The 17,643-nt window shown below is 63.8% G+C and carries 18 protein-coding genes; 10 read left to right on the top strand and 8 right to left on the bottom strand.

What is annotated here, in order from left to right; all coding sequences use genetic code 11:
• Nucleotides 1-11: 11 nt before the first annotated feature.
• From I3K84_RS00850 to I3K84_RS00840, 3 genes are all read left to right on the top strand, one after another.
• Nucleotides 12-794, top strand: coding sequence for an SDR family NAD(P)-dependent oxidoreductase (locus I3K84_RS00850; RefSeq protein WP_196995316.1), 783 nt, complete (start codon nucleotides 12-14; stop codon nucleotides 792-794).
• Between the two features lie 107 nt (nucleotides 795-901).
• On the top strand, nucleotides 902-2,086 hold the full coding sequence (gene bktB / locus I3K84_RS00845; protein ID WP_196995315.1) for a beta-ketothiolase BktB: 1,185 nt from the start codon (nucleotides 902-904) through the stop codon (nucleotides 2,084-2,086).
• Nucleotides 2,087-2,176: 90 nt separating this feature from the next.
• The gene (locus I3K84_RS00840) at nucleotides 2,177-3,160 is read left to right on the top strand and encodes a tripartite tricarboxylate transporter substrate binding protein (protein ID WP_196995314.1); all 984 of its coding nucleotides are present in this window, start codon (nucleotides 2,177-2,179) and stop codon (nucleotides 3,158-3,160) included.
• A 95-nt stretch (nucleotides 3,161-3,255) separates the two neighbouring features.
• On the opposite strand, the gene I3K84_RS00835 is transcribed toward I3K84_RS00840, so the two are convergent.
• From I3K84_RS00835 to I3K84_RS00825, 3 genes are all read right to left on the bottom strand, one after another.
• Nucleotides 3,256-3,696: a universal stress protein gene (locus tag I3K84_RS00835; protein ID WP_011805178.1), complete on the bottom strand. Its 441-nt coding sequence runs from the start codon at nucleotides 3,694-3,696 to the stop codon at nucleotides 3,256-3,258.
• Nucleotides 3,697-3,790: 94 nt separating this feature from the next.
• Nucleotides 3,791-4,543, bottom strand: a complete 753-nt coding sequence (locus I3K84_RS00830; protein ID WP_196995313.1) for a 2OG-Fe dioxygenase family protein — start codon at nucleotides 4,541-4,543, stop codon at nucleotides 3,791-3,793.
• A gap of 135 nt (nucleotides 4,544-4,678) precedes the next feature.
• Nucleotides 4,679-5,191, bottom strand: coding sequence for a hypothetical protein (locus I3K84_RS00825; protein WP_049756523.1), 513 nt, complete (start codon nucleotides 5,189-5,191; stop codon nucleotides 4,679-4,681).
• Between the two features lie 262 nt (nucleotides 5,192-5,453).
• Between I3K84_RS00825 and I3K84_RS00820 the strand changes: the two genes are divergently transcribed.
• Nucleotides 5,454-6,461 (top strand): D-2-hydroxyacid dehydrogenase family protein, encoded by a 1,008-nt coding sequence (locus tag I3K84_RS00820; protein WP_196995312.1) that lies wholly within the window; start codon nucleotides 5,454-5,456, stop codon nucleotides 6,459-6,461.
• An 84-nt stretch (nucleotides 6,462-6,545) separates the two neighbouring features.
• On the opposite strand, the gene I3K84_RS00815 is transcribed toward I3K84_RS00820, so the two are convergent.
• The gene (locus I3K84_RS00815) at nucleotides 6,546-7,673 is read right to left on the bottom strand and encodes a branched-chain amino acid ABC transporter substrate-binding protein (RefSeq protein WP_015913269.1); all 1,128 of its coding nucleotides are present in this window, start codon (nucleotides 7,671-7,673) and stop codon (nucleotides 6,546-6,548) included.
• A gap of 163 nt (nucleotides 7,674-7,836) precedes the next feature.
• On the opposite strand from I3K84_RS00815, the gene I3K84_RS00810 reads away from it, so the two are divergent.
• Nucleotides 7,837-8,916 carry an IS630 family transposase gene (locus tag I3K84_RS00810; RefSeq protein WP_005801445.1) on the top strand — a complete coding sequence of 360 codons (1,080 nt, stop codon included), beginning with the start codon at nucleotides 7,837-7,839 and terminating at the stop codon, nucleotides 8,914-8,916.
• A gap of 78 nt (nucleotides 8,917-8,994) precedes the next feature.
• Here I3K84_RS00810 and I3K84_RS00805 read toward each other — a convergent pair whose 3' ends face one another.
• From I3K84_RS00805 to I3K84_RS00795, 3 genes are read right to left on the bottom strand one after another with little or no spacing between them, the layout of a single operon-like run.
• Complete coding sequence (locus I3K84_RS00805; RefSeq protein ID WP_135148542.1) at nucleotides 8,995-9,423, bottom strand: hypothetical protein; 429 nt, start codon at nucleotides 9,421-9,423, stop codon at nucleotides 8,995-8,997.
• Nucleotides 9,420-9,860 (bottom strand): DNA polymerase III subunit chi, encoded by a 441-nt coding sequence (locus I3K84_RS00800; protein WP_196995311.1) that lies wholly within the window; start codon nucleotides 9,858-9,860, stop codon nucleotides 9,420-9,422. Before I3K84_RS00800 ends, I3K84_RS00805 begins: the two co-directional genes overlap by 4 nt.
• Before the next feature lie 25 nt (nucleotides 9,861-9,885).
• Nucleotides 9,886-11,376, bottom strand: coding sequence for a leucyl aminopeptidase (locus I3K84_RS00795; RefSeq protein ID WP_103738274.1), 1,491 nt, complete (start codon nucleotides 11,374-11,376; stop codon nucleotides 9,886-9,888).
• A 23-nt stretch (nucleotides 11,377-11,399) separates the two neighbouring features.
• Here I3K84_RS00795 and lptF point away from each other — a divergent pair, with 23 nt between their 5' ends.
• The 5 genes from lptF to I3K84_RS00770 all read left to right on the top strand — a co-directional run bounded on the left by lptF (nucleotide 11,400) and on the right by I3K84_RS00770 (nucleotide 16,307).
• Nucleotides 11,400-12,491, top strand: a complete 1,092-nt coding sequence (lptF, locus tag I3K84_RS00790) for an LPS export ABC transporter permease LptF (protein ID WP_015913266.1) — start codon at nucleotides 11,400-11,402, stop codon at nucleotides 12,489-12,491.
• A complete protein-coding gene (gene lptG / locus I3K84_RS00785; RefSeq protein WP_015913265.1) occupies nucleotides 12,488-13,597 on the top strand; it encodes an LPS export ABC transporter permease LptG in 1,110 nt (369 codons plus the stop codon). Before lptF ends, lptG begins: the two co-directional genes overlap by 4 nt.
• A gap of 18 nt (nucleotides 13,598-13,615) precedes the next feature.
• Nucleotides 13,616-13,999, top strand: coding sequence for a sirohydrochlorin chelatase (locus I3K84_RS00780; protein ID WP_011805168.1), 384 nt, complete (start codon nucleotides 13,616-13,618; stop codon nucleotides 13,997-13,999).
• Nucleotides 14,000-14,073: 74 nt separating this feature from the next.
• Nucleotides 14,074-15,015: a CysB family HTH-type transcriptional regulator gene (locus I3K84_RS00775; RefSeq protein ID WP_047351197.1), complete on the top strand. Its 942-nt coding sequence runs from the start codon at nucleotides 14,074-14,076 to the stop codon at nucleotides 15,013-15,015.
• Between the two features lie 140 nt (nucleotides 15,016-15,155).
• Nucleotides 15,156-16,307: a pyridoxal phosphate-dependent aminotransferase gene (locus tag I3K84_RS00770; RefSeq protein ID WP_196995310.1), complete on the top strand. Its 1,152-nt coding sequence runs from the start codon at nucleotides 15,156-15,158 to the stop codon at nucleotides 16,305-16,307.
• Between the two features lie 150 nt (nucleotides 16,308-16,457).
• Here the strand turns inward: I3K84_RS00770 and I3K84_RS00765 are convergent, their stop codons facing one another.
• Entirely contained in the window at nucleotides 16,458-17,546 is a 1,089-nt protein-coding gene (locus I3K84_RS00765; RefSeq protein WP_011803559.1) for an IS5-like element ISDisp1 family transposase, read from the bottom strand.
• Between the last annotated feature and the right edge of the window lie 97 nt (nucleotides 17,547-17,643).

Here is a 17,643-nt window from a genome sequence, read left to right as displayed (position 1 = left end):
CCATCGCCCGCATGACGCAGCACCTCTTCATCCTCACCGGCGCATCGCGCGGCATGGGCCTGGCCATGGCCCAGCAGTTGCTGCAGCCCGGCAACACCCTGATCTGCCTGGCGCGCCATGCCCAGCCGCAACTGGCCGACGCCGTACCCACCGGCGCCATGCTGGAGCAGTGGACGGTGGATTTGTCCAACGCAGCGCAGGCGGCGCAGCAACTGCAACAGTGGCTGGCCACACAGCCTGCGAGGCGCTACGCCAGCGCCACGCTGATCAACAACGCCGGGGTGATCCCGCGCATCGCGCCGCTATCGGCCTGCACCAGCGCCGAGGACATGACCGACCTGGCCAACGCCCTGCGCGTGGGGCTGGAGGCGCCCATGCTGCTGACGGCCGCCTTTCTGGGCGCCACCGAAGGCTGGAGCACATCCGTCCGCCCGGTGGCACGCAAAGTGCTCAACATTTCTTCGGGATTGGGCCGGCGCGCCCTGGCTTCGCAGGCTGGCTACTGCGCGGCCAAGGCCGGCATGGACCACTTCACCCGTTGCGTGGCGCTGGACGAGGCCGCCAAACCCCACGGCGCCAAGGTATGCTCGCTGGCTCCCGGTGTGATCGACACCGACATGCAAGTCCAGTTGCGCGGCGCCAACCCTGCCGACTTTCCGGATGTGCAGAACTTTGCCGCACTCAAGACGGGCGGCATGCTCACCTCGCCTGCCGCCGCGGCCGCCCGCGTGCTGGCATGGCTGCAACGCGCAGACTTTGGCACCAACCCCGTGGCCGATGTGCGCGATGCCTGACACGCCATACGTGGCCTGAATCACTATGTATTTAATAGCTGGCAGCGCTTACTCATAGCGGGCCAGAGCCTTATTTGACTCTTAATCAACCAGAGCAGGAGATATCCATGACCCGTGAAGTCGTTGTAGTGAGCGCCGTGCGCACCGCCATTGGCACCTTTGGCGGCAGCCTCAAGGATGTGCCCCCCACCGAGCTGGGCGCCACGGTGGTGCGCGAGTCGCTGGCCCGTGCCAGCGTGGAGGGCAAGGACGTGGGTCATGTGGTGTTCGGCCATGTGGTCAACACCGAGCCCAAGGACATGTACCTGTCGCGCGTGGCGGCCATCAACGGCGGCTGCGCCGAAGGCACGCCCGCGTTCAACGTCAACCGCCTGTGCGGCTCGGGCCTGCAGGCCATCGTGTCGGCCGCGCAGACCATCCAGCTGGGCGATGCCGACATCGCCATCGGTGCCGGTGCCGAGAACATGAGCCGCGCCCCCTATGCCAGCCTGGCCAGCCGCTGGGGCGCGCGCATGGGCGACTTCAAGATGATCGACATGATGGTCGGCGCCCTGCACGACCCCTTCCAGACCATCCACATGGGCGTAACGGCCGAGAACATCGCCGCCAAATGGGGCATCACCCGTGAAGTCCAGGACAAGCTGGCCGTTGAAAGCCACAACCGCGCCGAGCGCGCCACGGCCGCCGGTTACTTCAAGGACCAGATCGTGCCGGTCACCCTCAAGAGCAAGAAGGGCGAAGTGCAGTACGTCACCGACGAGCACTTCCGCGCAGGCTGCACGCTGGAGGACATGACCAAGCTCAAGCCTGTTTTCGTCAAGGAAAACGGCACGGTCACCGCGGGCAATGCCTCGGGCATCAACGACGCTGCCGCCGCCGTGGTGCTGATGGATGCCGCCACCGCCCAGGCCCGCGGTGCCAAGCCCCTGGCACGCCTGGTGGCCTACGCCCATGCTGGCGTGGACCCCAAGTACATGGGCATCGGCCCCGTGCCCGCCACGCAGCTGGCCCTGAAAAAGGCCGGCCTGACGGTGAACGACCTGGACGTGATCGAGGCCAATGAGGCCTTTGCCGCGCAGGCCTGCGCCGTCTCGCATGACCTGGGCCTGGACCCGGCCAAGGTCAACCCCAATGGCTCGGGCATCTCGCTGGGCCACCCGATTGGCGCCACTGGCGCCGTCATTACCGTGAAGGCGCTGCACGAATTGCAGCGCATCCAGGGCCGCTACGCGCTGGTGACCATGTGCATTGGCGGCGGCCAGGGCATTGCCGCCATTTTTGAGCGCATGTAATTGGCAACGCCGCTGCGCCGTTGCCAACAGCAAAGGCGCAGCGGCTACTGCTTTTCTTCATCGTCCCGGTTTTTCTGACTGACACCCACCATGCTTCGCCGACACATCCTCTCTTTTGCCGCTCTCGCCTGCGCGCTGGGCGCCGCCTCTGCGCTGGCCCAAGGCAGCGCAGCAAACTACCCCAGCAAGCCCATCCGCATGATCGTGCCCTTCCCGCCGGGTGGCGGCACCGACATCCTGGCGCGCCTGGTTGCCAACAAACTCACCGAAACCAAGCAGTGGACCGTGGTGGCCGACAACAAGCCCGGTGCCGGCGGCACCATCGGCATCACCGAGGCCGTGAAGGCAGCGCCCACAGGCTATGACATCGTCATGGGCCAGAAAGACAACCTGGTCATCGGCCCCTGGCTCTACAAAAACCTGACCTGGAACCCCACCAAAGACCTGGTGGCCGTGGCCCATGTGGCCTACACGCCCGTGCTGATCGCCACCAGCGCCAACTCGCGCTTCAAGTCGCTGGACGATGTGGTGACCGCAGCCAAGGCCGCGCCCGGCACCATCACCTATGGCTCGCCAGGCAACGGCACATCCATCCACCTGGCCGCCGACCTGTTCGAAAAAGCCGCCGGCATCAAGCTCAGCCATGTGCCCTACAAGGGCTCCAACCCGGCGCTGATGGACGCGCTGGCCGGCAATGTGGATCTGCTGGTGTCGTCACTGCCCTCGGCCATGGGGCAGATCAAGGCCGGCAAGCTGCGCCCGCTGGCGGTTACGTCCGCCAAGCGCAGTTCGTCGCTGCCCGACGTGCCCACGGTGGCCGAGTCCGGCTTCAAGGGCTTTGACGTGAGCACCTGGTACGGCGTGCTGGCGCCGGCAGGCACGCCGCCAGCCGTGGTGAACACGCTCAACGCGGAAGTCAACAAACTGCTCGCCACCGCGGACATGAAGGCTGCCATCCAAGCGCAAGGCGCAGAGCCGCAGGCCATGTCGCCGGAACAGTTCTCGACCCTGCTCAAAAACGAATACGGGCAGTGGAAGGGTATCGTGGAAGCCTCGGGTGCACGGATTGAGTAACCCGTGCTCGCGGCGTCCCGTTCCGTGACCGGGGCGCGAAAAGACAACGGCTCGCGTTGCGAGCCGTTTTCATGTGTGGCGACGTACGCCCCGGATCAATCCCGCACGACCAGCACCGGCACGTGGGCCACGCCCAGCACGCGCTGTGTGACGCTGCCCAACACCAATTTTTCCAGCCCGCGGCGACCGTGCGATCCCATCACGATGAGGTCCGCGCCCGTGCTCTCGACGGCGCGCTGGATGCCGTCGTGGATCGCATGCCCCTCGCCTACCATGGTGTTGACGTTGGCGACCCCTGCCTGGGTGACAGCGGCCTTGGCGGCGTCCAGGGCCGTGTTTGCCTCGGCCGTCGCGGCACTGAGGTATTGGGCCTGGCCGTAGGCGAAATCGGCGCCCACCCCCGTGAAGGGATAAGGGTCGATCACGTACAGCGCCGTCACGGCGCTGCCGAAGGTCTTGGCCAGCGCTGCCGCCTTGGCCACGGCCTTCATGGACGTCTCAGAGCCATCGACGGGAATCAGAATGTGCTTGAACATGGAACCTCCTTTTGGTTAGGGTGGCAGGCCTGGAAGGCCCGCAACAACAACGAGTGTGATGCGTACGCGGCCTTCAAGGCTTGATTCGCATCAATTATTGGGACGCATCCCCTTGAAAGCCACCGCCCCGGCAGGTAACCACCAGGGTATCGCGCCAGCCGCCATCTTCGGTGGGCTGGATGGGTGTGGTTTCATGGATCATGCGCGCATCGTCCAGCAGCATGACGGACCAGGGCTCGCTCAAGGTAAACCGCTGTCCATTCGGGCCCGTGGCTTCGAAGATGCGGGTCTCTCCACCCTTGATGCCCTGGCGGCTTACCAGGAACACCGCCACCAGGTCCACGCCGTCGCGGTGCGCGCCTTCGGGTGTCGGACGGCCGATGCCGCCCTCGGTGTCAATGCGGAACTGATGTGCTTCGATGTAGCAGGGTTGAGACGGTTGCCCGCACATCGCTTGCGAGAGGCCCGCAGCCGCCTGCATGAGTTGCCGCCACACCGGTCGAGCCACCGTTTCGTCACGCATGGGCGCAAACCAGCGCTGCAGCCCTCCGTGCAGCGCGTTGTACTCCACCGGCTGCCAGTGCGCGCGGTGCGGTGCCTGGTTCACGGCGGGTCCCTCGACAATGAAGCAGGAGTGGCGCCGCCTGCGGTACCGGCCTCCGTCCTTGAGGTAGTCATCCGGGGGCAGATCCGACCAGTCGGCCGCCAGGGCCTGCAAATCGTTCAAGGCACATCCCACCCATGTCGCTGTGTCCCGGGGTTGCAGCACCGCATAACCCCGGTCACGCAACTGCGCGACGACCTGTGAGGGCGGTGTATAGGGAGGGGAGAACGTCACATGTGCCATAGGCACACAAGCTTAAGGCAACACCGCCGAGCACACGCAGTGTTGGCGCGAAAACTTCGGGTGGGAAATGCCTCCCTTGAAAAGCCTGAACCCTCATCGTGCTGCGGCCATCAGATGCCAGGCTTCAGGCCTGCCTCAGCGATCACCGCGCCCGTGGCCTCGGCCGTTGCCGTTGCCTTTTCCATTCCCACGGCCGCGATGGTCATCGTCCCGGTCGCGGCCGTTCCAGTGGCCGCGGCCATCGTCAAACGAACGGCCATCGAACCGGTCGCGGTCATCGCGGAATTTGCCGGGCCGGCGCGGGGGTTCCTTCACGAAATACACGGGTTGACCGCAAGCAGAGTAGCGCGCGCAGTGCTTGGACCAGTTCTTGGCATGGCCCGGCGGCACATACATATAGATGGGCGAACGGGGAACATACACCGCGGGAGGTGCGATCACCACCGGCTGCGGGTACAGCAGCGCAGGCGCGCTGTTGCCGATATCCACGCGGCCGTAGACGCCGGGAGCGATTTGCCCGCCCACCGTGGCGTTGATGTAGGTCTGGGCTGCCACGCCACCGGCGGAGGCTGCCACGGCCAAGGCCATAGCCAAACCGCGGGCCAGTTGGAGGGTTGAGGAGAGGGAGTGAGGCTCGCGGTTTTTCATGGTGATTGCTGATGCCGAAAACAAACTGGTGGAATGCACGGCTATTTGTAACTGCACAAATGGGAAAAAGGCGCAGATACTCTCTGAAAAATGTAAGCAATAGCGTATTCGCCACGGTAATGCGCCTGGTGCTTGTCGGTGGAACTACGCTGCACAGGTTTTCTTATCAGCGACAATGATCCATTGAGACCGGCAATGCGCTCCGTTGGAACCATTGCAGAGAAACAAAGCTGCGCCACTGTGTGCGCAGTAAGTGGACAAGATGAACATCGTAATACTCGACGATTACCAGGACGCCGTGCGCAAGCTGCATTGCGCGGCACGGTTGGACCCCTACTCCGCAAAGGTCTACACGAACACCGTCAAGGGGTTGGGGCAGCTATCGGTGCGCTTGCGGGACGCAGATATCATCGTGCTGATCCGCGATCGCACGCAGATCACGCGCCAACTGGTGGACAAGCTGCCGCGCCTGAAGCTGATTGCCCAGACCGGCCGCGTGGGCGCGCACATTGACCTTGCTGCCTGCACCGAGCGGGGAATCGCCGTCGCTGAAGGCGTGAGTTCCCCCGTTGCGCCAGCGGAACTCACATGGGCTCTCATCATGGCCGCCATGCGCCGTCTTCCCCAGTACATCGCCAACCTCAAGCACGGCGCATGGCAACAGTCGGGCCTGCGTGCCGCATCCATGCCGCCTAACTTCGGGTTGGGCAATGTCCTGCGTGGCAAGACGCTGGGCATCTGGGGCTACGGCAGGATCGGGCAGATCGTGGCAGGTTATGGGCGCGCTTTTGGGATGAACGTGCGCGTGTGGGGGCGGGAAGCCTCACGGGTCCAGGCACTGAGCGACGGCCTGCAGGTAGCGGCCACACGGGCAGAGTTTTTCTCCCAATGCGATGTGGTTTCACTGCATGTGCGTTTGACCGAGGAAACGCAGGGCATGATCACACTAGAGGACCTGTCGTGCATGCGGCCGACGTCCCTTCTCGTCAATACGTCACGTGCCGAGCTCATCGAGCCTGACGCCCTGATCGCAGCATTGAACAGAGGCCGCCCGGGCATGGCTGCTGTGGATGTATTTGAAAGCGAGCCCATTTTGCAAGGCCACGCACTGTTGCGGCTTGAGAACTGTATTTGTACACCGCACATCGGCTACGTCGAACAAGACAGTTACGAGCTCTATTTCGGAGCCGCCTTTGACAATGTGGTGAACTACATCAAAGGCACGCCCTCGAATATCGTCAACCCCGGCGCGCTGCAGGTCCGACGCTGAACGGTTGCTGATATCAAGAGAAAGGGCTCCCCAAGGAGCCCTTTTTTACGAGATCCGCACTCAAGGCGAGGCGGAACAGGTCGATCAGTTCAACGGCGTCTTCTTGCCTTCCTTGTAGGTGTACAGCGTAATGGCCGGGTTCTTCATTTCGCCATTGGGTTCAAACGCAATGTTCGCGGTCACGCCCTTGTAGTTGGACTTGAGCAACTCGGGGATATACACCTTCGGGTCCCAGGAGCCGGCGCGCTTCATAGCGTCCACCAGCAGCATGGTCGCGTCATAGGTGTACGGGCTGTAGACCTGGAACTGGTTGGGGTACTTGGCGTCGTATTTGGCCTTCCAGGCCGTGCCGCCAGGCATCTTGGCCAGGGATGCGCCACCCTCTGCGCAAATCACGTTAGCCAGCGTCTTGGCGCCTGCCGCCAGCTTGGCAATTTCCGTGGTGCATACGCCATCCCCACCGAAATACTTCGTGTTGGCCAAACCCAGTTGCTCCATCTGGCGCAACATGGGACCCGCCTGAGGATCCATGCCGCCGAAGAAGATCGCATCGGGGTTCTTGGCCTTGATGGCCGTCAGAATGGCCATGAAGTCCGTCGCCTTGTCCGTGGTGAACTGTTCGTCCACAACCTTCATGCCTTTCTCGGCTGCCACGCGCTTAAACACGTTGGCAACGCCCTGGCCATAAGCGGTGCGGTCATCCACGATGGCCACGGTCTTCAGCTTCAGGGTTTCCGCCGCGTAAGCTGCCAGTCCAGCACCCAGAGCGTTGTCGTTCGCAATGATGCGGAAGGTGGTTTTGTAGCCGGGGCGCGTCAGGTTGGGGTTGGTTGCGGCGCCAGTGACGTGGGGGATCCCGCAGTCGTTGTAGACCTTGGAGGCAGGGATCGTCGTGCCCGAGTTCAGGTGCCCGACCACCCCCGCGACCTTCGCATCGCACAACTTCTGTGCGGCCGCCGTGCCTTGCTTGGGATCAGCGGCATCGTCCTCCGCCACCAATTCCAGCTTCACCTTCTTGCCACCGATCGTGACGCCCTGGGCGTTCAGCTCTTCAATGGCCATGCGAGCGCCGTTTTCGTTGTCCTTGCCGTAGTGCGCCTGGGCGCCGGAGACCGGTGCCACGTGACCAATCTTCACCACCTCTTGAGCAGCGGCCACACCGGCAACCGCTGCGATCGCAGCAGCCACGGTCATTTTCAACTTCAGTTGCATATGGATCTCCAATTAAGAAAAGCGCTGGAAATATTGTTGTGAACCAACGCGGAGAAACATATCGCAATTTATGTTCCATATCACTAGTGTGGTGTCTCAAAAATAGATAGAACTATTTTGACCGGTGTTGGTCGAATCAGCTTCCTTATAGGAGACTACGCTGATGGCCCACCCTGGACGCCCCGCCACGAAGCTGCAGATCACCGATGCCGAGCGCGCAGAGCTGCATGCGCGACTGCGCGTACGCAAAGCGCCCGAGGACGAGAAGCTGCGCATGCGAATCGTGCTGGGCTGCGCAGATGGGGAGTCGGGCACCATGATTGCCCAACGCTTGGGCACGACGGTGCAAACTGTCTCCAAGTGGCGGCGGCGCTACCGGGCGTATCGTCTGGCGGGTTTGACCGATGCCCCGCGCGCTGGCCGCCCGCGCAGTGTGGGCGACGAGCAGGTTCAGCTCATTGTGGACAAGGTTCGCCAGAGCAAGCCTGACAACGCCACGCACTGGAGCGTGCGCCAGATGAGTCGGCACGCTGGCGTATCGCCCGCGACGGTGCAGCGCATCTGGCATGCCTTTGGGCTGAAGCCGCACCTGCAAGAAACCTTCAAGCTATCGACGGATCCCCATTTCGTGGACAAGGTACGGGATGTGGTGGGGCTGTATATGGCACCACCCGATCGCGCCTTGGTGCTGTGCGTGGACGAGAAGAGCCAGATCCAGGCTCTGGATCGCACCCAACCAGGGTTACCACTGACGTTTGGCAAACCCAGCACGCGCACGCACGATTACAAGCGCCATGGCACAACGTCGCTGTTTGCAGCGCTGGATGTGGCCACTGGCAAAGTCATAGGACAGCTCAAGCGCCGTCACCGCAGTGTGGAATTCCTGCAGTTCCTCAAAGCCATCGATGCAGCGGTGCCTGGCGAACAAGACATCCACCTGATCATGGACAACTACGGCACGCACAAGACGCAGGCAGTGCGGGCCTGGCTAGCAGCCCATCCTCGCTACCACGTTCACTTCACGCCCACCTCAGCGTCCTGGCTCAATCTGGTCGAGCGTTTCTTTAGCCAGATCAGCGAGCAGTGGATCAAGCGCAGCGCCCACACCAGCGTTGCTCAGCTGGAGCAATCCATACGGGAATACATTGATCGTCACAACGAGGATCCCAAGCCGTTCGTGTGGCATAAAAGTGCGGACACCATCTTGGCATCTGTGGCGCGGGCAGCGAGTACCATTATTTGATGATTACTTTTGAGACACCACACTAGGGAACACAAGGAGGTTCTGCGAAACGACACAGGGAAATACCCTGACGCAGCATCAATGGCCGCTGCGCTCGCCTGCCAGTTCCTCGGCCACGGCTTCGTAGACGGCCTGCCGCACTACCGATTCCACTTCCTCTCGCAGACGAGGCACCATGGACCGTGTCTGCTCCTGTACCACCACTGCGATCGCCTCGCGCAAACGTTGGTCCAGCACGACGTCCACGCGCTGCATCACGCGATGCACCACGTACTCCTCAAACCCGTAGGGCAGCCCTGCAGGCAGCGGCGCAACCGGCGCGGGAGCTGCGAGGGGCGGTGGTGAATGCGGAGCCGCTGGCAAAGGCACAGAGAGCGACGCAGCGGTGGTCGCAGGTCGTGTCACCGGAGGCGACGGACGCGCCGAGCTCCCTTCGGCTTCGGGCATCTGCACCACGTCGGTGAGCGTGGGCACGAATCTGGGAGGTTTCTTGGTGGGTGTTGTCATCCCGCGCTTTCCTTGAGTACCAGATCGTGGCGAACGATGTCATACCCCAGCGCGGCATAGCCGCGCCAGCGCTCCCGCGCGCGCTTACGATCATCCTCATCCGCCTGGCTGACCACCTCCACGACCCGAGCGTACTGCGCAAATCCGTCGGGCAAGACATTTCCCAGGTTGACCAGCACGTCCCGATTCGGACTGGTACGAGGGTCTTGCACCAACACGGTGGGAGAGGCACGCAGAATTTCCTCGTCGGCGTCTCCCAGGCAATGGCCGACGAAATCCGAAGGCGCCAACGCCCAGAGCTGGCGATCCAGCCGCAGCAAGGTGTCTGCATCACCCGTGACCGTCACCCGCGCATCCTGCCGGGTGGCTTTTCGCACCAGGCGACAGACATACGCCAGTTTGTCGGGTGCATTGAAGTGGAATGCCACCTGTGTCATGCGGGCACCTTCAATGACATGGCCCTCAAGCCACCGACTTGCGACTGCGCGTCTTTTGCTTGGGTTTCACGGTACTCACTGTCGCCCGCTCCAGCAGATAGTGCACCAGCAGTCCCACAGGCCGGCCGGTGGCGCCCTTGGCGGCGCCGCCCTTCCAAGCCGTCCCTGCAATGTCCAGGTGTGCCCACGGCGTGTCCCCGACGAAGCGCTGCAGGAACTTCGCGGCGGTGATCGAACCACCGGCCCGGCCTGCCACATTGGCCATGTCGGCAAAATTGCTCTTGAGCCCTTCTGCGTACTCGTCATCCAAGGGCATACGCCAGCAGGGGTCGAGCGCGGCATCGCCTGCCGATAGGAGCTGTGCCGCCAACAGGTCATCGGAGGCAAACAGTCCGCTGCGCAGGCCACCAAGCGCCACCACACAAGCGCCTGTCAATGTGGCAATGTCCACCACGGCGGCTGGCTTGAAGCGTGCCGCGTAGGTCAGCGCGTCGCACAGGACCAAACGCCCTTCTGCGTCTGTGTTGAGGATTTCGATGGTCTGGCCGCTCATGCTCGTCACGACATCGCCCGGCTTGACCGCTTTACCATCGGGCATGTTTTCGCACGCGGGAATGAGCCCCACCACGTTGATCGCCGGCCGGAGTTCCGCCAGCGCCCGGAACACGCCCAGGACGCTCGCCGCCCCGCCCATATCGAACTTCATCTCGTCCATCTCCGCCGCGGGCTTCAGCGAGATTCCCCCGGTGTCGAACGTAATACCCTTGCCCACCAGCACCACGGGAGCCTGCGTGCGGGCCGCGCCGTTGTAGCGCAATTCCACCAGGCGAAGCGGCTGATCGGATCCTTGAGCCACCGCCAGAAACGCCCCCATGCCCAGCTTGGCCACCTCGGCAGGGCCCAGCACCTGGCACTGGACGCTGGGGTATTTCGCAAGCGTCTTGGCGGCATTGGCCACCAGCGTAGGGGTCGCATGGTTGGCAGGGCGGTTGGCCCATTCGCGCGCAAACTCTACACCGGCCGCCACGGCCGTGGCCGTGGCGAATTCCGGCTGCGCTGCACCCGCATCGGGCACGCCCAGGGTGACACGCAGCAAGGCACGCGGCTCAGCCTTGGTTTTGGTGGCCGTATAGACATAGCTCCCATCGGCCACCGCACGCACCGCAGCGCCGATGACGCCCCGCTGGGCCGAGGTTCCAAACACCAGCGCCACGCGCTTGACCGACGGCAACTTGAACGAGGGGGATAAGGCTTGCATGGCCTGGCGCACCGCATGTGCATCGGCCGCACCGCACCCCAGCAGCACAACCCGACGCGCCGCAACACCGGCGGGGGCGTAGCACTGCAGGAGCTTGCCCGGCTTCACCTCCAGATCGCCTTGCTTGAGCGCATGCGCAACCATGGTCGACAGAACGTCGCTGCCCGGCAGGAAGCCTTCAGGCACCAACACCACCAGCAGGTCGCATTTGTGCGCAGCAGAGGCAGCCAGCGAAAGCGTCTTCAGTTCGAAGTTCATAATCAGCGTTTTCCTTCGAGCCAATGTTATTCGATTCATCCATTCGCAAGGAGCTGGCCCGCACCTTCGGCGCGACCCTGGTGGTTCTGGTCACCGTCGTGATGACCATGATGCTGATCCGTACGCTGGGCCAGGCATCCCGGGGCAGCGTGAACCCTTCCGACGTGATGCTGGTCATGGGTTTCACGGTGCTGGGACAACTGCCCACCATCCTCAGCCTGAGCCTGTTCGTCACGGTGGTGGGGGCGCTGTCGCGCATGTACCGCGACAGCGAGATGGTCATCTGGTTTTCGGCAGGGCGCGGACTGATGAGCCTGCTGGCACCGCTGTTCCGGTTTTCTTGGCCCGTCATGCTGACCATCGCCGCGCTGTCGCTCGTGGTCTGGCCCTGGGCCAACCGGCAGATCCAGGAGCTCAAGACGCAATACGAGCAGCGCAGCGACGTGGACCGTATCGCGCCCGGGGAATTCCAGGAATCCTCCAATGGCTCACGCGTGTTCTTCATTGACAAGGACGCACCGGATGCCAACTCGGCCAGCAACGTTTTCATTGCCACCAACGAACCCAACCGCGAAACCGTCACCTCCGCGCAAAGCGCTCGCCTGGAGATCCGCAACGGCGAACGCATGGCGCTGTTGAGCAACGGGCAGCGGCTGGAGACGCTGCGGGACAAGCCGGGCCTGCGCGTCAGTGAATTTGCCGAGTACGGCACGCTTGTGGGTGGCGGATCGCAGAACGACCCCGAGGCGGCCTCCATCAAGACCCGCGACACCTGGGAGCTGGTTAGCGACCCGCAGCCGCGCCACCAGGCGGAACTGGGCTGGCGCATCGGCATGGCGCTGGCCGCGTTGAACTTCGTCGTCCTGGGCCTGGCGGTGGCCGTCGTCAACCCGCGGGCGGGGCGCAGCACCAGCCTGGTGTTCGCACTGTTCGCCTTTGTCGTGTACTACAACCTCATGACCGTTGGACAGACATGGATCGGCGTGGGTCGGCTGGGCTTGCTACCGTTCATGCTGATGCTGCACGGCGGTACCCTGGCCCTGGGCCTGCTGCTGCTGGCCGCGCGCCACAACCACTGGTCGCTGCGCAGCCTCCTGGGCAGGAGGACGGCATGAAAACCATCCGCCGCTTCATCTACCGCGAAGTCGTCGTGGGTGTGGCCTTCGTCACCCTCGCCTTCCTCGCGCTGTTCTTCTTCTTCGACATGGTGGACGAGCTACGCTGGGTGGGCCGCGCGGGCGCCAATGGCTACCAGCTCTCGCACGCGCTGCTGTTCGTGGCGCTGAGCCTGCCGCAGCACCTCTACGAACTGCTGCCCATCACCGTGCTGATCGGCACCATCTTCGTGATGGCACGGCTGGCGCAGAGTTCGGAGTTCACCATCATGCGCACCAGTGGGCTGGGTCCCTGGCGGGCGCTGAGCACGCTGCTGATGCTCGGCTGCGCGTTCGTCATGGTCACAGTCATCGTCGGGGACTACATTGCCCCGGCGAGCGAAAAAGCGGCCTCTCTCGTGAAAGCCCGCCGGCTGGGCCAGATCAGCACTGGCGCCACGGGCGCATGGCTGAAGGAGCGCCAGGGCGACCATTCGATCGCTGTGAATGTGCGTGCCGTGGACCCCAATGGCGCCATGCGCGGCGTGCGGGTGTTCGAGTTCGATGCGCGCGGACGCGTCGCCGCTACCATCCAGGCGGAACAGGCCACCTTCGACGACGCCCGCGATGCGTGGAATCTGCAGCAGGTCGAGCGCACCCTTTTTGAGGCCGAGGCCGATGGCGGCATGCGCGTGTCGCGCCTGCAAGAGCCCACGTTGCGTTGGCCCACACGCATCAGCCCCGACATGGTGGCCGCGTCGCTGCTCAAGCCGGACAAGATGGCGACGATCGAACTGTTCCGCTTCGTACGCCACCTGGAGGCCAACGGCCAGTCGGCACAGCGCTACGAGATCGAGTTCTGGCGCAAGGTCTTCTACCCCTTGAGCTGCCTGGTGATGGTAGTGCTCTCCCTGCCCTTCGCCTACCTGCATTTCCGCTCGGGGGGCATTGCGGGCTATGTGTTCGGCGGGGTGATGGCGGGCATCAGCTTCTTCCTGCTGAACAATGTGTTCGGCTTCGCGGGCAATCTGCAGAACTGGTCGCCTTGGCTGACCGCGGCCGCGCCGGGCCTGATCTATTCCGTGCTTTCACTGGCAGCGTTTGGATGGCTGGTATTGAGGCGCTAGACCCACCGCAGTAGACCCATGACGAACCCTAGTACCAACGGCATCGTGCTGTTCGCACACGGCTCCCGCGACCCCCTGTGGCGCCTGCCCATGGAGGCGGTGCTCGCGCGCATGCGCGCCGAGCAGCCCGCGCTGGAAGTGCGCTGCGCCTACCTGGAGCTGTGCGCGCCCGACCTGCCTTCAACGGTTGCCGCGATGGCGGCGCAGGGCATCACCCAGGTGGGCATCGTGCCCATGTTTCTCGGCACCGGGCGGCATGCGCGCGAAGATCTCCCCCGCATGGTCGAGGAGCTGTCCCAGGCGTTTCCACAGATGCGCCTGCACCTCAGCCCTCCCATCGGCGAGGACGAACGCATGACGGCCCTGATGGCGCGCATTGCCGCCGAAGTATTGGTGCCGTAACGATATCTGCACCTTTCGCGCCCGCCGTTAGATTGATGCAGCATAATGATGCGACTTCTTAGCCGCATTTCAATATGAATCTGCACCAGTTTCGCTTCGTTCAAGAGGCGGCGCGCCGCAACCTCAACCTCACCGAGGCCGCCAAGGCACTGCACACCTCGCAGCCGGGGGTATCCAAGGCGATCATTGAGCTGGAGGACGAGTTGGGCGTGGACATCTTCGCGCGCCACGGCAAGCGGCTCAAGCGCGTGACCGAGCCCGGCCAGCACGTGCTCAAGAGCATCGAACTCATCATGCGCGAGGTGGGCAACCTCAAACGCATCGGCGAGCAGTACAGCGCCCAGGACAGCGGCACCCTCGCCATTGCCACCACCCACACCCAGGCGCGTTATGTGCTGCCCGTACCGGTGGCCAAGCTGCGCGAGGCGTATCCCAAGGTCAACATCAGCCTGCACCAGGCCACGCCTCACGAGGTGGCGCGCATGGTGATCGACGAAGTGGCCGAGATCGGCATGGCCACGGAGTCGCTGGCGGAGTATCCCGACCTCGTCACCCTGCCCTGCTACGAGTGGCAGCACGTCCTGGTGCTGCCCCCCAGCCATCCGCTGGCGCAAAAGGAGCGCGTGGGACTGGAGGACATCGCGCACGAGTCGCTCATCACCTACCACCCCTCATTCACCGGGCGCGGCAAGATCGACCAGGCCTTCGCCACCCGCAAGCTGCAGCCGCGCATCGTGCTGGAGGCCATCGACTCCGACGTGATCAAGACCTATGTGCGCCTGGGGCTGGGCATCGGCATCGTGGCGGAGATGGCCATGCGCGACGACCCACTGGGCGACCTCGTCGTGCGCCCCGTCGGCCATCTGTTCGGTCAGAGCGTGGCGCGCGTGGCTTTCAAGCGCGGCGCCTACCTGCGCAACTTCGTCTACAAGTTCGCCGAGCTGCTGAGCGACCGCCTGAGCCGCGACCTGATTGCCCGCGCCATGACCGGGCACGTCAACGACTATGAGTTGTGATGCGCCCTGAGCCGCTTTGAGGCTTCCCGCATGGGGACGACGCCAGCGGCCTGGGCAAGCCCGCCCCAAGACCCGTGTTTGCAAAGCATGCGGCCGTCGGAACGCCACGCGTTGCGCCAGTTTTGAATGAGTGACACCCAATGACCACGCCCCACTTTCCCAGCCGCCTGCCCAACGTGGGCACCACCATCTTCACCGTGATGTCCGCGCTGGCGGCCGAACACCAGGCCGTGAACCTCGGCCAGGGCTTTCCTGACTTCCACTGCGACCCGCAGCTGGTCGACGCCGTCACGCGCGCCATGCAGGCCGGCCACAACCAGTACCCTCCCATGGCCGGCGTGCCCGCGCTGCGACAGGCCGTTGCTTCAAAAATTGAAGCGCTTCACGCTCGCCCGTATTGCCCCAACGCCGAAATCACCATCACGGCCGGGGCGACCCAAGCCATTCTCACCGCCATCCTCGCCTGCGTGCAGCCAGGCGACGAGGTGATCGTGCTGGAGCCCTGCTACGACAGCTACGTGCCCAACATCGCGCTGGCCGGCGGCGTCGTGGTCCGGGTGCCGCTCACGCCGGGCAGCTTCCGCCCTGACTTTGCCAAGATCGCGGCGGCCATCACGCCGCGCACGCGCCTCTTGATCATCAACACGCCACACAACCCCAGCGCCACCGTGTGGACGGCCGACGACATGCGCACGCTGGAGGAACTGCTGGCCCCCACGGACGTGCTCCTGATCAGCGACGAGGTGTACGAGCACATGGTCTTCGACGGCGCCGAGCACCAGAGCGCCGCGCGCTTCGCGGGCCTCGCGGAACGCGCCTTCATCGTCTCCAGCTTCGGCAAGACCTTCCACGTCACGGGTTGGAAGGTGGGCACGGTGGCTGCCCCCGCCGCCATGACGGCGGAGTTCCGCAAGGTGCACCAGTTCAATGTGTTCACCGTGAACACACCCATGCAGTACGGCCTCGCGGACTATTTGCAGAACCCCGCGCCTTACCTGCAGCTGCCGGCCTTCTACCAGGCCAAGCGCGACCTGTTCCGCCAGGGGCTGGAGGGCTCGCGACTCAAGCTGCTGCCCAGCACCGGCAGCTACTTCCAGTGCGTGGACATCTCGGCCGTGAGCGACCTGAACGAAGCGGACTTCTGCCAGTGGCTCACGCGCGAGATCGGCGTGGCCGCCATTCCCCTGTCGGCTTTCTATGGCGACGGCTTCGACCAGCGCGTGGTGCGCTTTTGCTTCGCCAAGAAGGACGAAACGCTGCGTGCGGCCATCGAACGCCTGCGCACGCTTTAACAGGCCGTTGAAAAAGTGCTTTTCGAACGCATCAGGGACGCTGAGTGCGAAGACACGAGCTGCCCAGACGCGTCTGCGCAGCGATTGCAACGGCCCATCTGGCCGGTTTGCAGGCCCTCCCGCCCATTTCGGGCGCACGTATCCCTGGGCTCACGCATGATGCGCGTCCCACCAGCCGCCGATGCTGCCCATTCGCACAAGGTTGTAGGTGGCAAAGCACAGCAGCGCCTGGCCCGTGAGCTTGGCCTGACCGATCAGCTTGGTCTTTGCCAGACCACCGACGGTCTTGATCCAGCCAAAGGCCTCTTCGATGCGCTTGCGCACCTTCAGGCTGGTCTTGTAGCCCTCGTGCCGTGTCACTCGCGCATCCACCGCCGAGTGTTTGTCCTTGGCCGCCACGTGGGGCGTGACTTTGAGCTTTCTGCAGCCTTTGATGAAGGCCTTGCTGTCGTAGCCCTTGTCGGCACCGACCGTGGCCCGTTTGTTCCTGTTGCCCCGACGCTCCAACATGGCCAGCGCCGCCTCGCGCTCGGCCGTGCCGCTGGCGTGGGTGATCTCGACATCCACGATCAGCCCGTTGCGGTTCTCCATGAGGATGTGCCCCATGTGGCACAGGCGGGATTTGTCGCCCTGGCTCTTCTTGAACAGCCGGGCATCGGCGTCCGTGGTGCTCTCGTGGGTGTCGTTGCAGCGCTCCTGCCCCTTGAAGTCCACCTCGGGGTTGCGCCCAGGCGGCGTGCCGCTGTCGTCGTCTTTGCGCTTGAAGCTCTTGTGCGAGGCCCAGGCGTCAATGAGCGTGCCGTCCACGCTGAAGTGCTCGTCGCTGGCGAGCTTGCCCCACTGGGCACTGAGCTTGACGCGCTCGAAGAAGGCGCGGGCGAGGTCTTCGTTGAACAGACGTTCGCGGTTGGCGCTGAAAGTGGAGTGGTCCCAGACCTTGTCTTCGATGTTCAGGCCCACGAACCAGCGGTACAGCAGGTTGTAGTTGATCGCTTCGACCAACTGGCGCTCGCTGCGGATGGAGAACAGGATCTGCAGCAGCAAGGCCTTGAGCAGCATCTCCGGTGGCACCGATGGGCGGCCACGGCGGGCGTACACCGCTTCGAACTCGCGGTTCATGGTTGCCAGCAGCGCATCAACCACCGCGCGCAACTTGCGCAGCGGGTGTGCCTGCGGCACGCGCTCTTCAAGGCTGATGTAGCTGAACATCGCCCCCTGGAAATCTTGACTGCCTCTCATCGTCCTCGTCTGGGTCGTTCACCGATGGCTTCAGATCGTAGCGGCCAACGCGGGCGTCGGCGGGGGATTTTTCAACGGCCTGCTAGGGGCCGTCTGC

The organism is Diaphorobacter sp. JS3051, assembly GCF_015832135.1.
Taxonomy (GTDB): domain Bacteria; phylum Pseudomonadota; class Gammaproteobacteria; order Burkholderiales; family Burkholderiaceae_C; genus Diaphorobacter; species Diaphorobacter nitroreducens.
Note: the sequence above shows the minus strand (reverse complement) of the source record. Positions and strands in the feature narration are given on the sequence as shown.

Coding starts and splice junctions, on each gene's coding strand:
- I3K84_RS00850 (WP_196995316.1), top strand. CDS start 12: ATGACGCAGCACCTCTTCATCCTCACCGGCGCATCGCGCGGCATGGGC.
- bktB (WP_196995315.1), top strand. CDS start 902: ATGACCCGTGAAGTCGTTGTAGTGAGCGCCGTGCGCACCGCCATTGGC.
- I3K84_RS00840 (WP_196995314.1), top strand. CDS start 2,177: ATGCTTCGCCGACACATCCTCTCTTTTGCCGCTCTCGCCTGCGCGCTG.
- I3K84_RS00835 (WP_011805178.1), bottom strand. CDS start 3,696: ATGTTCAAGCACATTCTGATTCCCGTCGATGGCTCTGAGACGTCCATG.
- I3K84_RS00830 (WP_196995313.1), bottom strand. CDS start 4,543: ATGGCACATGTGACGTTCTCCCCTCCCTATACACCGCCCTCACAGGTC.
- I3K84_RS00825 (WP_049756523.1), bottom strand. CDS start 5,191: ATGAAAAACCGCGAGCCTCACTCCCTCTCCTCAACCCTCCAACTGGCC.
- I3K84_RS00820 (WP_196995312.1), top strand. CDS start 5,454: ATGAACATCGTAATACTCGACGATTACCAGGACGCCGTGCGCAAGCTG.
- I3K84_RS00815 (WP_015913269.1), bottom strand. CDS start 7,673: ATGCAACTGAAGTTGAAAATGACCGTGGCTGCTGCGATCGCAGCGGTT.
- I3K84_RS00810 (WP_005801445.1), top strand. CDS start 7,837: ATGGCCCACCCTGGACGCCCCGCCACGAAGCTGCAGATCACCGATGCC.
- I3K84_RS00805 (WP_135148542.1), bottom strand. CDS start 9,423: ATGACAACACCCACCAAGAAACCTCCCAGATTCGTGCCCACGCTCACC.
- I3K84_RS00800 (WP_196995311.1), bottom strand. CDS start 9,860: ATGACACAGGTGGCATTCCACTTCAATGCACCCGACAAACTGGCGTAT.
- I3K84_RS00795 (WP_103738274.1), bottom strand. CDS start 11,376: ATGAACTTCGAACTGAAGACGCTTTCGCTGGCTGCCTCTGCTGCGCAC.
- lptF (WP_015913266.1), top strand. CDS start 11,400: ATGTTATTCGATTCATCCATTCGCAAGGAGCTGGCCCGCACCTTCGGC.
- lptG (WP_015913265.1), top strand. CDS start 12,488: ATGAAAACCATCCGCCGCTTCATCTACCGCGAAGTCGTCGTGGGTGTG.
- I3K84_RS00780 (WP_011805168.1), top strand. CDS start 13,616: ATGACGAACCCTAGTACCAACGGCATCGTGCTGTTCGCACACGGCTCC.
- I3K84_RS00775 (WP_047351197.1), top strand. CDS start 14,074: ATGAATCTGCACCAGTTTCGCTTCGTTCAAGAGGCGGCGCGCCGCAAC.
- I3K84_RS00770 (WP_196995310.1), top strand. CDS start 15,156: ATGACCACGCCCCACTTTCCCAGCCGCCTGCCCAACGTGGGCACCACC.
- I3K84_RS00765 (WP_011803559.1), bottom strand. CDS start 17,546: ATGAGAGGCAGTCAAGATTTCCAGGGGGCGATGTTCAGCTACATCAGC.